Annotated in this window: 11 protein-coding genes; 8 read left to right on the forward strand and 3 right to left on the reverse strand. The window is 50.6% G+C overall.

Annotated elements, in window-relative coordinates; genetic code table 11:
• Positions 1-119 precede the first annotated feature (119 nt).
• The 4 genes from sppA (at position 120) to chiD (ending at position 5,251) form a co-directional block, all read left to right on the forward strand.
• Positions 120-1,976 carry a signal peptide peptidase SppA gene (sppA, locus tag SGBXF1_RS13730; protein ID WP_037419686.1) on the forward strand — a complete coding sequence of 619 codons (1,857 nt, stop codon included), beginning with the start codon at positions 120-122 and terminating at the stop codon, positions 1,974-1,976.
• A 93-nt stretch (positions 1,977-2,069) separates the two neighbouring features.
• Positions 2,070-3,086, forward strand: a complete 1,017-nt coding sequence (gene ansA / locus SGBXF1_RS13735; protein WP_037419689.1) for an asparaginase — start codon at positions 2,070-2,072, stop codon at positions 3,084-3,086.
• A gap of 23 nt (positions 3,087-3,109) precedes the next feature.
• A complete protein-coding gene (pncA, locus tag SGBXF1_RS13740; RefSeq protein ID WP_186427002.1) occupies positions 3,110-3,742 on the forward strand; it encodes a bifunctional nicotinamidase/pyrazinamidase in 633 nt (210 codons plus the stop codon).
• A 228-nt stretch (positions 3,743-3,970) separates the two neighbouring features.
• A complete protein-coding gene (gene chiD, locus SGBXF1_RS13745) occupies positions 3,971-5,251 on the forward strand; it encodes a chitinase ChiD (RefSeq protein ID WP_186427003.1) in 1,281 nt (426 codons plus the stop codon).
• Positions 5,252-5,289: 38 nt separating this feature from the next.
• Here chiD and SGBXF1_RS13750 read toward each other — a convergent pair whose 3' ends face one another.
• A complete protein-coding gene (locus SGBXF1_RS13750) occupies positions 5,290-5,562 on the reverse strand; it encodes a YeaC family protein (RefSeq protein ID WP_186427004.1) in 273 nt (90 codons plus the stop codon).
• Between the two features lie 63 nt (positions 5,563-5,625).
• Positions 5,626-6,039 (reverse strand): peptide-methionine (R)-S-oxide reductase MsrB, encoded by a 414-nt coding sequence (gene msrB, locus SGBXF1_RS13755; RefSeq protein ID WP_037419703.1) that lies wholly within the window; start codon positions 6,037-6,039, stop codon positions 5,626-5,628.
• Between the two features lie 348 nt (positions 6,040-6,387).
• Here msrB and gapA point away from each other — a divergent pair, with 348 nt between their 5' ends.
• On the forward strand, positions 6,388-7,383 hold the full coding sequence (gene gapA, locus SGBXF1_RS13760) for a glyceraldehyde-3-phosphate dehydrogenase (protein ID WP_012145453.1): 996 nt from the start codon (positions 6,388-6,390) through the stop codon (positions 7,381-7,383).
• Between the two features lie 78 nt (positions 7,384-7,461).
• Positions 7,462-8,337, forward strand: a complete 876-nt coding sequence (locus SGBXF1_RS13765) for a D-hexose-6-phosphate mutarotase (RefSeq protein WP_186427005.1) — start codon at positions 7,462-7,464, stop codon at positions 8,335-8,337.
• Between the two features lie 115 nt (positions 8,338-8,452).
• On the opposite strand, the gene SGBXF1_RS13770 is transcribed toward SGBXF1_RS13765, so the two are convergent.
• The gene (locus SGBXF1_RS13770; RefSeq protein WP_272947653.1) at positions 8,453-9,217 is read right to left on the reverse strand and encodes a MipA/OmpV family protein; all 765 of its coding nucleotides are present in this window, start codon (positions 9,215-9,217) and stop codon (positions 8,453-8,455) included.
• Positions 9,218-9,645: 428 nt separating this feature from the next.
• On the opposite strand from SGBXF1_RS13770, the gene yeaG reads away from it, so the two are divergent.
• Both yeaG and SGBXF1_RS13780 read left to right on the forward strand, forming a co-directional pair.
• On the forward strand, positions 9,646-11,580 hold the full coding sequence (gene yeaG / locus SGBXF1_RS13775; RefSeq protein WP_186427006.1) for a protein kinase YeaG: 1,935 nt from the start codon (positions 9,646-9,648) through the stop codon (positions 11,578-11,580).
• Between the two features lie 179 nt (positions 11,581-11,759).
• A complete protein-coding gene (locus tag SGBXF1_RS13780; RefSeq protein WP_037419712.1) occupies positions 11,760-13,028 on the forward strand; it encodes a YeaH/YhbH family protein in 1,269 nt (422 codons plus the stop codon).
• Positions 13,029-13,366 lie beyond the last annotated feature (338 nt).

Below are 13,366 nucleotides of genomic sequence, written 5' to 3' on the forward strand. Positions count from 1 at the left end.
ATAGCTAAACGGCGAGTGACAGTCTCGGCATTACCCTCTGTGACCCACGATTTAAAGCTGACATTTCCTCGCCCGCTCATTAGGATAGCGGAACATTCTCGACTCTTGTTGGAGAGCACATGCGCACATTGTGGCAAATCATTGCCGGCGTTTTTAGGTGGACATGGCGTCTGCTGAACTTTATCAGGGAACTTATCCTCAATCTGTTCCTGGTGTTACTGATCTTGGTTGGGGTGGGCATTTATCTGTCGTTCCAGAGCTCAACCACCCCAGCCGTCCCTACTCGCGGGGCATTACTGGTGGATCTGAGCGGCGTGGTCGTTGACCAGCCTTCAATGAACAACAAAGTGCGCCAATGGGGCCGCGAACTGCTGGGTGCTTCAAGCAATCGTCTGCAGGAAAACTCCCTGTTTGACGTCGTTGACAGTATCCGCAAGGCAAAAGACGATAAAAACATTACCGGCATGGTATTGCAGTTAAATGACTTTGCCGGAGCCGATCAGCCTTCGCTGCAGTATATCGGCAAAGCGCTGCGTGAATTCCGTGACAGCGGTAAACCGATCTTTGCCATCGGTGACAGCTATAACCAGACACAATATTATCTGGCCAGCTACGCCAACAAAGTTTACCTGTCACCGCAAGGTGCGGTCGATCTGCACGGGTTTGCTACCAACAACCTTTACTACAAGTCGTTGCTGGAAAAACTCAAGGTCACGACCAACATCTTCCGCGTTGGGACCTATAAGTCCGCCGTTGAACCGTTGATCCGTGATGATATGTCACCAGCAGCTCGAGAAGCTGACAGTCGCTGGATTGGTGGTCTATGGCAGAACTATCTGGAGACAGTAGCAGCTAACCGTCAGATCACGGCGCAACAGCTGTTCCCTGGGGCCGCAGGCGTGCTGAGCGGTATGCAGGCTGCCGGTGGTGATACGGCCAAGTATGCACTGGACAACAAGCTGGTCGATGAACTGGCGTCACGAACCGTCATCGAGAATCAACTGATCAAGACCTTCGGTTGGGACAAACAGGCGAATGATTTCAACGCCACCAGCATCTATGACTATCAGCCGAAACCTACACCAGATCAAGGCGGAAAAATCGCTGTGATCTTTGCCAATGGCGCAATCATGGATGGTCCGCAAACGCCGGGCGCCGTGGGTGGTGATACCACTGCATCAGAATTGCGTCAGGCACGACTGGACCCAGCTATCAAAGCCGTTATTTTCCGCGTTAATAGCCCAGGCGGCAGTGTCAGTGCGTCTGAAGTTATTCGCTCCGAATTGGCTGCTGTGCGTGCCGCTGGTAAGCCTGTAGTGGTCTCAATGGGCGGTATGGCTGCCTCAGGCGGTTATTGGGTCTCTACACCGGCGGACTACATCATCGCCAGCCCGAGTACCCTTACCGGCTCTATCGGCATCTTTGGGGTGATCAACACCTACGAGCAGACGCTGGACAGCATTGGCGTTCATACAGACGGCGTAGCAACCTCACCGTTGGCAGATTTGGCCGTCACCAAGGCGTTGCCACCAGAGTTCTCGCAGATGATGCAACTGAACATCGAAAAAGGTTATCAAAACTTTATCGATCTGGTCGCCAAATCCCGCAAAATGACACCGCAGCAGGTTGATCAGATTGCTCAGGGTCACGTGTGGCTGGGCAGCGATGCCAAGACCAATGGTCTGGTCGATCAACTGGGTGACTTCGACGACGCGGTGAAGAAAGCCGCCGAGCTGGCACAATTGAAACAGTGGCAGCTTAACTGGTTTGTTGATACCCCAAGCCTGACCGATATGGTCCTCAGTCAGTTTGGTGTGTCTATTCACGCTATGCTGCCGGCGGCTATCCAGTCAATGCTACCTGCCCCGTTGGCGTCAGTAGCCATGGCGGTCAAAGAGCAACCAGGTTTGTTCAATAATCTCAACGATCCACAAAACCGCTATGCCATCTGTTTGACCTGTGGAGAAGTCCGCTAACAAATTAATCCTCAGCCCGGCACCCGCCGGGCTTTTTTTCTGCGCTTATCCCCCTATAATTCAGCCCATCTAATTTCTGTTAAAACAATTACTATGCAAAAGAAATCGATTTACGTCGCCTACACCGGTGGCACCATCGGCATGCAGCGTTCTGAGCACGGCTACATCCCGGTTTCCGGCCATCTGCAACGTCAACTGGCCTTAATGCCAGAGTTCCACCGGCCGGAAATGCCAGACTTCACCATTCATGAATACGCGCCGCTGATAGACTCCTCAGACATGACGCCAGAAGACTGGCAACATATTGCCGATGACATCAAACTGAATTACGACCGTTATGATGGCTTTGTGATCCTGCACGGTACCGACACCATGGCCTTCACCGCATCTGCGCTGTCGTTCATGCTGGAAAACCTGGCCAAGCCGGTGATTGTGACCGGCTCCCAAATCCCATTGGCGGAACTCCGTTCCGATGGCCAGACCAACCTATTGAATGCGCTTTATCTGGCTGCTAACCATCCAGTGAATGAAGTCAGCCTGTTCTTCAACAACAAATTGTTCCGAGGCAACCGCACCACTAAGGCGCATGCTGACGGTTTCGACGCCTTTGCTTCACCCAACCTGCCGCCACTGTTGGAAGCCGGTATTCATATCCGTCGCCAAAACGGCATCGATAGTCCGGCCTGCAACGGCGAACTCAAGGTTCATGACATCACGCCACAGCCGATCGGCGTAGTGACAATTTACCCAGGGATTTCCGGCGCTGTAGTGCGCAACTTCCTGCTGCAACCAGTGAAAGCATTGATACTTCGCTCTTACGGAGTGGGTAACGCACCACAAAAAGCAGAGTTGGTCGATGAATTGCGTGATGCTTCTGAACGCGGCATTGTGGTGGTAAACCTGACACAGTGCATCTCCGGAAGGGTAAACATGGAAGGTTATGCCACCGGTAATGCCTTGGCCCATGCCGGCGTCATCAGCGGATTCGACATGACCGTTGAGGCCGCCTTGACCAAGCTGCATTATCTTCTGAGCCAACCGCTAACACCGGAACAAATCCGCAGCCAAATGCAGCAGGATCTGCGTGGTGAGCTGAGCATTAGCGGTTAACGATTCCACACCACGGAGTAAAAATGAAAACAGCCTTGTTGCTTATCGATTTGCAAAACGACTTTTGTCCCGGTGGCGCGCTGGCGGTGGCGGAAGGCGATGCCGTGATCGCCGTAGCCAATAAGGCCATAGCGGCCTATAGCGCTCGCGGTGAGCCGGTGGTCGCTAGCCAGGATTGGCACCCCGCCAATCACCGCAGCTTTGCCGTCAATGCCAATGCACAGGTTGGAACCCTGGGTGAACTCGAAGGTTTACCTCAGGTCTGGTGGCCAGTGCATTGCGTGCAGGAAAGTCAGGGTGCCGAGTTTCATCCACAACTAGAGCAACAACGTATTAATGCCGTGTTCCGTAAAGGCCAAAATACAGATATCGACAGCTACAGCGCTTTTTTCGATAACGGGCACCGTTCACACACTGAACTGAACGCGTGGTTGAAAGCGCAGAACGTCACTCACCTTGCCATCATGGGACTAGCGACTGACTACTGTGTGAAATTTAGCGTGCTGGATGCACTGGCGTTGGGGTATCAGACGTCGGTGATTATCGATGGTTGCCGCGGTGTTAATTTACAGCCAGACGACAGCCAGAAAGCCTTTCAGGCCATGCAAGAGGCCGGAGCGCAACTTGTGACATTGTCACAAATTCTCACGCAATGATGCAAACGGGCGTGAAGCACGCCCGTATCCTCTCCGTTTGAAACCTCGACATCGCTCACATTCCGACCATTCTCCTGTGATTACATCTTGTTCGCATGCAGTGCTTTTGCTGTTATGAACAGTGATGCATTGCATCAATGAGTTATACGCATCCGGGGCCCATTGAGCCCGGCTTTATGTTACCGCCTTAGGCGGTTTCGGTCGGCCTTGCCGACCAAAGGAGATGACATGGCATTAACCCGTAAGCTGCTGCCTTTACTGGTAGCGGTACAGCTTGGTATGGCTGGAACCAGTATGGCTCACGCTGCTTCTTATCTGTCCGTTGGTTATTTCAACGGTGGGGGTGACGTTACTGCAGGCCCCGGTGGCGATATCAATAAGCTGGACGTCACACAAATCACCCACCTCAATTACTCATTCGGCCTGATCTACAACGACGAGAAGCAGGAAACCAATCCGGCACTCAAAGATCCCGCTCGTCTGCACCAAATTTATCTGTCACCCAAAGTGATGGCCGATCTGCACTTGCTGCCCGTTCTTCGTAAGCAAAACCCTGAACTGAAAGTGTTGCTGTCCGTTGGTGGCTGGGGTGCTCGCGGGTTCTCCGGTGCTGCTGCGACACCTGAAAGCCGTGCCGTTTTTATTCGTTCGGTACAGCAGGTCATTAAGCAATATCACCTGGACGGAATCGACCTCGATTGGGAGTACCCGGTGAACGGTGCCTGGGGCTTGGTCGAAAGTCAGCCGGCGGATCGCGCTAACTTCACCTTCTTGCTGGGGGAACTGCATAAGGCTCTGGACAAAGGCAAATTGCTGACCATCGCCGTCGGCGCCAACGTGAAAAGTCCGCAGGAATGGGTGGATGTCAAGGGCATTGCGCCCTACCTCGACTACATCAACCTGATGACCTATGACATGGCGTACGGCACCCAATACTTCAACTCTAATCTGTATGACTCCAAACAGTGGCCGACTGTCGCTGCCGCCGATCGTTACAGCGCCAATTTTGTCGTGGATAACTATTTGGCCGCAGGGTTAAAGCCCGCGCAATTGAACCTGGGTATCGGTTTCTATGGCCGGGTACCAAAACGGGCGACAGAACCGGGTATAGATTGGGACAAGCCAGACGCGGCTAAAAACCCAGTCACCCAACCCTATTTCACTGCCCGTGAAATTGCCGTGTTCAAGTCCATGGGCTTGGATCTGACCAAGGACAGCTATTTCAAATACAACGATATCGTCAGCAAACTGTTAAACGATCCGCAGCGGCGCTTCACCGCACATTGGGACAGCGATGCTCAGGTCCCTTATCTGACGATGAAATCTGCCGAAGGCAAGCCGCTATTTGCTATTTCGTACGAAAACCCGCGCTCGGTTGAGCTCAAAGCGGACTACATCAAAAGCAAAGGGCTGGGGGGCGCGATGTTCTGGGAATATGGTGCAGATGACAATAACCGGTTGGCACATCAACTGGCGGAATCACTGGGAATTAATAACGTGAAACGTTAAATCAACGGGGCGATGGCAGCATCGCCCCGCTGTCAGATTTACTGCGGCTTTAACTTGACCAGCGGTTCTGCAATGAACTGCTGTTTCAGTTCTTGCTTACTCTTCATCACTATCTGGCCGTCAGTGTCGATGCTCATATGCTGCGGATCAGTATTGTGCAATGACTGCCACAGCATCACCGCCTGCAGGCTATTTTCTTTCTGTTCCGGGGTCAACGCGACACCATCCGGCCATTTACCCAATTCAACCGCCAATACCAGGCGTTGATAGATTTCCGGCGTCATGGCGGCAATCAGATCTTTCACGTCCATCAGAGCCCTTCCTCACTCGTGGAAGAATAATTAGCTGAATCGATTTTTCTAACTGAATAATCGTTAGCCTGCCGTTTTTTCACCGTTCTCGCCGTCGGTAAAGCTCAGCGACGCGGAATTAACACAAAAACGTTCGCCGGTCGGTTGCGGGCCATCCGGGAAAACATGCCCCAAATGCGCATCACAATGACCACAGCGAATTTCAACGCGATGCATATTGTGCGTATTATCATCAAGATAACGAATAGCATCGTCAGATACCGGCTCATAGAAGCTTGGCCAGCCACAACCGGAGTCATACTTGCTGTCGGAGTAGAACAGCGGCTGGTTACAGCACAGACAATGGTACACGCCCTCGCGTTTGTTGTGCAGTAATTTACCGGAATACGGAGCCTCAGTACCACGCTCTTGGGTCACATAACGTTGGATTTCATTCAGTTCCGTGCCCGGATGGTCAGGGGTTGTCTCTTTAGCCATTTGTGCGATTCTCTGAATGTGGATAATGTCAACGAAAACAATGAGTAATAATAACAAAAAATTAACAACACTGCAGCGGTTTTTGGCCTAAACTGTAGCCCATAAAGGTCACGCCATAACGATATGTGATACCGATCACATATATTAAACAGGCTGACTTTATACTTAGCGGTTTGACCCCATATAACGGATGAGGCCGAACGCAAACGGAATGTGCAATAAGCACTCAAACCAGCGTCCCAGGTTTGATTTGCAGCAAGAATTGACACGATTCCGCTTGACGCTTGGTAAGGTTTTTGTAATTTTACAAGCAACCTTTTATTCACTAACAAATAGCTGGTGGAATATATGACTATCAAAGTAGGTATCAACGGTTTTGGCCGTATCGGTCGCATTGTTTTTCGTGCTGCTCAAGAACGTTCTGACATCGAAATCGTTGCAATCAACGACCTGTTAGACGCAGAGTACATGGCTTACATGCTGAAATATGACTCTACTCACGGCCGCTTCAACGGCACTGTAGAAGTTAAAGACGGCCACCTGGTTGTTAACGGCAAAACCATCCGTTGTACCTCAGAAAGAGATCCGGCTAACCTGAAGTGGAACGAAGTCAACGTTGACGTCGTTGCTGAAGCAACAGGCCTGTTCCTGACTGACGAAACTGCGCGTAAACACATCGCTGCAGGCGCTAAGAAAGTTGTTCTGACTGGCCCATCCAAAGACGACACTCCAATGTTCGTTATGGGTGTGAACCACAAATCCTACGCAGGTCAGGAAATCGTTTCTAACGCTTCTTGCACCACCAACTGCCTGGCACCACTGGCTAAAGTTATCAACGACAAGTTCGGTATCGTTGAAGCGCTGATGACCACTGTGCATGCAACTACCGCAACTCAGAAAACTGTTGATGGCCCGTCTCACAAAGACTGGCGCGGCGGCCGCGGCGCATCCCAAAACATCATCCCTTCTTCTACCGGTGCAGCTAAAGCTGTAGGTAAAGTTATCCCAGAACTGAACGGCAAACTGACCGGTATGGCGTTCCGCGTTCCAACTCCGAACGTGTCTGTGGTTGACCTGACTGCTCGTCTGGCTAAACCAGCTTCTTACAAAGAAATCTGTGCTGCTATTAAAGCCGCTTCTGAAGGCGAGCTGAAAGGCGTGCTGGGCTACACCGAAGACGAAGTAGTTTCTACCGATTTCAACGGTGAAACTCTGACTTCTGTATTCGATGCTAAAGCCGGTATTGCACTGAGCGACACCTTCGTGAAACTGGTTTCTTGGTACGACAACGAAACTGGCTATTCCAACAAGGTTCTGGATCTGATCGCTCACATCTCCAAATAATGGATTGATGTTAAGTGATGATGAGGGCGACATTTGTGTCGCCCTTTTTTGTTTCTACGGCGAACAAAAGGCAATCTGATGAACGAAAAGATTTTCACCCTACCCGTTACCGAACAAATTTCACCTTACATCAGCCAGCGTCAGCTCGACGAACTGCCTGTGGTGGTGGTTTCCCACCCCAAAGTACGCGCAGCAATCTCATTGCAAGGTGCGCATCTGTTGGCCTGGCAACCTAGTGGTGCAAAACCCGCTATTTGGCTGAGCAACAACACGCCGTTTAAAAAAGGAAATGCCATCCGTGGTGGCGTACCTATTTGCTGGCCCTGGTTTGGTCCGGTGGCAAAACCCTCGCACGGTTTCGCCCGCAATCAGCCATGGGGCCTAACGGCGCATGACGAAGACGAGAACGGTGTCATCCTGACATTCACACTGAAAGATAATGAGCAAACTCGCAGCTTATGGCCACACGCTTTTACACTGATTGCCCGCTTCAAATTGGGTGAAGAGTGTGAAATCGAACTGGAATCCCATGGCGACTATCAGGCAACCGCTGCACTGCACACGTATTTCCAGATCGGTGATATTGAACAGGTTAAAGTCGCCGGTCTCGGTGAGCCGTATATCGATAAGGTAGCTGGCGGCTCAGAAGCGCGTCAGGTGGGCGATGTGACCTTCGTTGGGCAAACTGACCGGGTTTATACCAAACCAGATGCATTCAGCCTGATCAAGGACGCATCGCTACAACGCACCATTGAAGTTCATCACCACCATATGAGTGATGTGATTGCCTGGAACCCAGGTGTGGAGCTTTCTTGCAGTATGGCAGATATGCCGAATGACGGTTATAAAACCATGGTTTGTGTGGAAACCGGTCGCGTCAGTAAACCCCTGGTTGCCGCAGGTGAGCAACCGGCTCGGTTGGCAGTGACCTTCCGCATCCGTCACACCCTGTAGTCTCTGTAAGCACGGTCATTACAACCTTTTTGAACCGCTGCACTACAGATGTGCAAAAGGGGCGTTAACGCCCCTTTATGATGCATACGATGCACAAATATTGTGCAGCGCCTGATTAGAAGCTGTATTTCACGCCCGTCATCAACACGCCGGTGTAAGATTTATCCACCATTGGGCTGTCTTTTACTTCACTAGCCAGACGGATGTACCGCCCCATAAAGAAAGCATCCCAGTCTTTGTTGATTTGATAGTTGGCGCTCAGCTCAACATACGGCGCCCAGCTATCGCTTGGGGTGTAGCTATCCAGACCACTACGACGAGATTCGTTTTCACTGACGCCATAGTAATATTTGTTCTGGTTTTTGCTGCTCCACGACACACCGGCACCCGGTACCAGCGTGAAATCGCCCAGATCAAATTTATACAGATAGGCAAAATCACCCACCATACCGTTGCTGTAATTCAGCGTGTCGCCAGTAAAGGTGGTGCGCAGAATGCCCCACTCCGCGAAATGCGAATAAGCCAAACCAGCCATCAGCGTGCCGCGACGCTTGTCCAACTGCTTCATGCGATCGTCATCACTGTCGCCTGGGCGATAGCCCAACGGTGAGAAGTAGCCCATCAGACTCAGTTGATTTTCCTGATCTTTCCACAGGTAATAACCGGCGGTCAGCGTACGGAAGTAGAAGTCGTCACCTTCATAATTAATAACGGGTACCGGATACACGCGGTCCTGATAACCACGATACGGGTCCGGACTAACCAGTGCGGAAGCACCGAGTGACCAAGTTCCAGCCTGAGCACTTTGCGCACAAACCATTGCGGAAGCGATAATTGCTAGCGTTTTGAGTTGAAAAATCTTCACTGGTTCTTTTTCCATAAATAACAGAGTTAATAGCAGGCTTAGTTTATGTGAAAACTTCGTTACGCGCTGAATCTTTACAATGGAAAACGACTAAGATCGAATAACTTAGAACAGAAATATGAATTAATCATGGCAGAACAGTGACGTTTTTTGCCGCAGGCCGCGCCAGACAAGGCATTTGATACGCCTGTAATAACTGAGTCATTGATATGACTTAAAAAAAGCTTTTTATGACGCAGGAAATTTTCTGGTATGCAAACTAAGCTTAAATCAGAAGGTGAATGAATCCTGAGCCAGTGGCAATACAGCGCAACTCGCGATTATAAGCGCACCAAGTTGGCATACGGGTTGCTGTACTCAGGGATAACTTCTTCTTTCGGGGGCCAAAAGACTATCACTAGCTCCCTTTAACCTGTGCTAATAACGAAAGGACGGGCATCGCCATGAACATATTTGACCACTATCGCCAGCGCTACGAAGCTGCCAAGGACGAAGAGTTCACACTGCAGGACTTTCTTAGCATTTGCCGGCAAGATCGCAGTGCATATGCCAATGCGGCCGAACGTCTGCTGATGGCTATCGGTGAACCAGTTATGGTCGACACCGCGCTTGAGTCGCGCATGTCTCGCCTGTTCTCCAACCGCGTGATCGCACGCTATCCAGCATTCGAAGAGTTCTACGGCATGGAAGAAGCTATCGAACAGATAGTCTCTTATCTGAAACATGCCGCGCAGGGGCTCGAAGAGAAAAAACAAATTCTTTACCTGTTGGGCCCTGTGGGCGGCGGGAAATCATCGTTGGCGGAACGCCTGAAAGCGCTGATGCAGCTCGTACCGATTTACACACTGAGTGCCAACGGTGAACGCAGCCCGGTCAACGATCATCCGCTGTGCCTGTTTAACCCGCAGGAAGATGCCAATATTCTGGAAAAAGAATATAACATCCCGAATCGTTATCTCGGCACCATCATGTCCCCGTGGGCGGCAAAACGCCTGCATGAATTTGGCGGCGATATCACCAAATTCAAAGTGGTGAAAGTACGCCCTTCCATCCTGGAGCAGATCGCCATCGCCAAAACGGAACCGGGTGATGAGAACAACCAAGATATCTCTGCGCTGGTCGGTAAAGTGGATATCCGCAAGCTGGAAAACCACGCTCAGAACGATCCTGATGCTTATGGCTATTCCGGCGCCCTTTGCCGTGCTAACCAAGGGATCATGGAGTTCGTAGAGATGTTCAAAGCACCGATCAAGGTGCTGCACCCTCTGTTGACTGCCACTCAGGAAGGTAACTACAACGGTACCGAGGGGATTTCTGCCCTGCCGTTCAACGGCATTATTCTGGCCCACTCCAACGAATCCGAATGGGTGACCTTCCGTAACAACAAAAATAACGAGGCCTTCCTGGACCGTGTTTATATCGTCAAGGTCCCGTACTGCCTGCGCGTGTCGGAAGAGATAAAAATCTACGACAAACTGCTGGATCACAGCGAACTGACCCATGCCCCATGCGCCCCTGGCACACTGGAAACACTGGCACGCTTTACCGTACTTTCACGCATGAAAGAGCCTGAAAACTCGAGCATTTATTCTAAGATGCGCGTCTATGATGGCGAAAGCCTCAAGGATACCGATCCGAAAGCCAAGTCGTATCAGGAGTACCGCGATTATGCGGGGGTTGATGAAGGCATGAACGGCCTGTCCACCCGTTTTGCATTTAAAATCCTCTCAAGGGTATTCAACTTTGATCACGCGGAGGTCGCCGCTAACCCGGTACACCTGTTCTACGTACTGGAGCAACAAATCGAACGTGAGCAGTTCCCGCAGGATTTGTCAGAGAAATACCTGGAACATCTGAAAGGCTATCTGATCCCGAAATACGCCGAATTTATCGGTAAAGAGATCCAGACAGCTTATCTGGAATCCTACTCGGAATACGGCCAGAACATTTTTGACCGCTACGTGACTTATGCAGATTTCTGGATCCAGGATCAAGAGTACCGTGATCCAGATACTGGACAGCTGTTCGATCGCGAGTCCTTGAATGCTGAACTGGAGAAAATCGAAAAACCAGCTGGCATCAGTAACCCGAAAGACTTCCGTAACGAAATAGTCAACTTCGTGCTGCGTGCCCGGGCTAATAATAGTGGTCGTAACCCTAACTGGACCAGCTATGAGAAGCTGCGTACCGTGATAGAGAAGAAAATGTTCTCGAACACCGAAGAGTTACTGCCGGTTATTTCGTTTAACGCTAAAACCTCAACGGATGAGCAGAAGAAACACGACGACTTCGTCGACCGTATGATGGAAAAAGGCTACACCCGCAAGCAAGTGCGTCTGTTGTGTGAATGGTATCTGCGGGTCAGGAAGTCTTCATAACGTCTATGTCCAAGATAATTGGAGTTGTATCGGCGGCAACCGAGCCCATCCCCAGGAGCGTACAAAAAGTACGTGACCTGGGGAAACCACCAAAGATACAGCCTCAAATATGACGGATATAATGAGAATTAGCGTCATGGAGATGGCATAGAAAGTTGGCAACGTCGTTTGGGGGATGTATGGCGTATTTTATTGACCGACGGCTTAATGGCAAAAACAAGAGCATGGTTAACCGCCAGCGTTTCTTGCGCCGTTACAAGTCGCAAATCAAACAGTCGATTGCCGAAGCCATCAACAAGCGTTCGGTCACCGACGTAAACAGCGGGGAATCCATCTCGATCCCCACTGGTGATATCAACGAACCGATGTTTCATCAGGGTCGCGGTGGCACACGCCACCGTGTTCATCCTGGTAACGACCACTTTGTACAGAATGATCGCGTCGAACGCCCTCAGGGCGGTGGAGGCGGTGGCAGCGGTCAGGGCAATGCCAGCCAAGACGGTGAAGGCGAGGACGAATTCGTCTTCCAAATCTCCAAGGACGAATATCTTGACCTGTTATTTGAAGATCTGGCCCTGCCGAACCTGAAAAAGAATCAGTATAAGCAGCTCACCGAGTACAAAACCCATCGGGCCGGTTATACGGCCAACGGCGTGCCAGCCAATATTAGCGTAGTGCGTTCGCTACAAAATTCACTGGCACGACGCACTGCGATGACCGCCGGCAAACGACGCGCGTTACATGCGTTGGAGGACGAACTCACTCAGATGGAAAACACCGAGCCGGTGCAACTGTTGGAAGAGGAACGACTCCGCAAAGAAATTGCTGAATTGCGCAAAAAAATCGAAAGCGTGCCCTTTATCGATACGTTTGATTTGCGTTACAAAAACTATGAGCGCCGACCCGAACCTTCTAGCCAGGCGGTTATGTTCTGCCTGATGGATGTTTCCGGCTCCATGGACCAGGCCACCAAGGACATGGCGAAGCGTTTCTATATCCTGCTCTATTTGTTCCTGAGCAGAACCTATAAAAACGTTGATGTGGTGTATATCCGCCACCATACGCAAGCGAAAGAAGTGGATGAACAGGAGTTCTTCTATTCACAAGAGACCGGTGGGACCATTGTTTCCAGTGCGTTGAAACTGATGAATGAAGTCGTTGAAGAGCGTTATGACCCGGCGCAATGGAACATCTATGCTGCACAGGCGTCAGATGGTGACAACTGGGCAGATGACTCACCGTTGTGCCATGAACTGCTGGCAAAAAAACTACTGCCAATGGTGCGTTATTACAGCTACATCGAAATCACCCGCCGCGCCCACCAGACGCTGTGGCGTGAGTACGAAGACTTGCAGGCTAAATTCGAAAACTTTGCCATGCAGCATATCCGCGAACCGGATGATATCTACCCCGTATTTCGTGAGCTTTTTCACAAGCAGACTGCATGACTAACAATAGGAATAACAGCCGGTTAATCTCATTGGCCGGCTGTTTTTTAGCAAAATAAAATTGCTTAACGATATTCATACTCACTATCTCGATTGAACCCGTCCCCAACCCCGCCTCTTCGCAAATCAAAACAACAAGATAAAGACCATAGACTGAGTTACTTCACTTTGAAGGTAAAGCGCAGGCACGCTCGCTAAGGTAAATCCTAATTATCTCTTCTTTATCCAATGCTCATTGCGCAAGTTAGGAATAATCCTATTTAATGAATGGCCAAATTGCCATCTTAGGTGAGTGCTATGGAGTTCCTTCCAATTGCAATCATCGTCGTTTTGATCGC

This window comes from Serratia grimesii, from assembly GCF_900186025.1.
Classification (GTDB): Bacteria; Pseudomonadota; Gammaproteobacteria; order Enterobacterales; family Enterobacteriaceae; genus Serratia; species Serratia grimesii.

Excerpts from the sequence above, each read along its gene's own strand:
- sppA (WP_037419686.1), top strand. The coding sequence starts at position 120 with ATGCGCACATTGTGGCAAATCATTGCCGGCGTTTTTAGGTGGACATGG.
- ansA (WP_037419689.1), top strand. The coding sequence starts at position 2,070 with ATGCAAAAGAAATCGATTTACGTCGCCTACACCGGTGGCACCATCGGC.
- pncA (WP_186427002.1), top strand. The coding sequence starts at position 3,110 with ATGAAAACAGCCTTGTTGCTTATCGATTTGCAAAACGACTTTTGTCCC.
- chiD (WP_186427003.1), top strand. The coding sequence starts at position 3,971 with ATGGCATTAACCCGTAAGCTGCTGCCTTTACTGGTAGCGGTACAGCTT.
- SGBXF1_RS13750 (WP_186427004.1), bottom strand. The coding sequence starts at position 5,562 with ATGGACGTGAAAGATCTGATTGCCGCCATGACGCCGGAAATCTATCAA.
- msrB (WP_037419703.1), bottom strand. The coding sequence starts at position 6,039 with ATGGCTAAAGAGACAACCCCTGACCATCCGGGCACGGAACTGAATGAA.
- gapA (WP_012145453.1), top strand. The coding sequence starts at position 6,388 with ATGACTATCAAAGTAGGTATCAACGGTTTTGGCCGTATCGGTCGCATT.
- SGBXF1_RS13765 (WP_186427005.1), top strand. The coding sequence starts at position 7,462 with ATGAACGAAAAGATTTTCACCCTACCCGTTACCGAACAAATTTCACCT.
- SGBXF1_RS13770 (WP_272947653.1), bottom strand. The coding sequence starts at position 9,217 with ATGGAAAAAGAACCAGTGAAGATTTTTCAACTCAAAACGCTAGCAATT.
- yeaG (WP_186427006.1), top strand. The coding sequence starts at position 9,646 with ATGAACATATTTGACCACTATCGCCAGCGCTACGAAGCTGCCAAGGAC.
- SGBXF1_RS13780 (WP_037419712.1), top strand. The coding sequence starts at position 11,760 with ATGGCGTATTTTATTGACCGACGGCTTAATGGCAAAAACAAGAGCATG.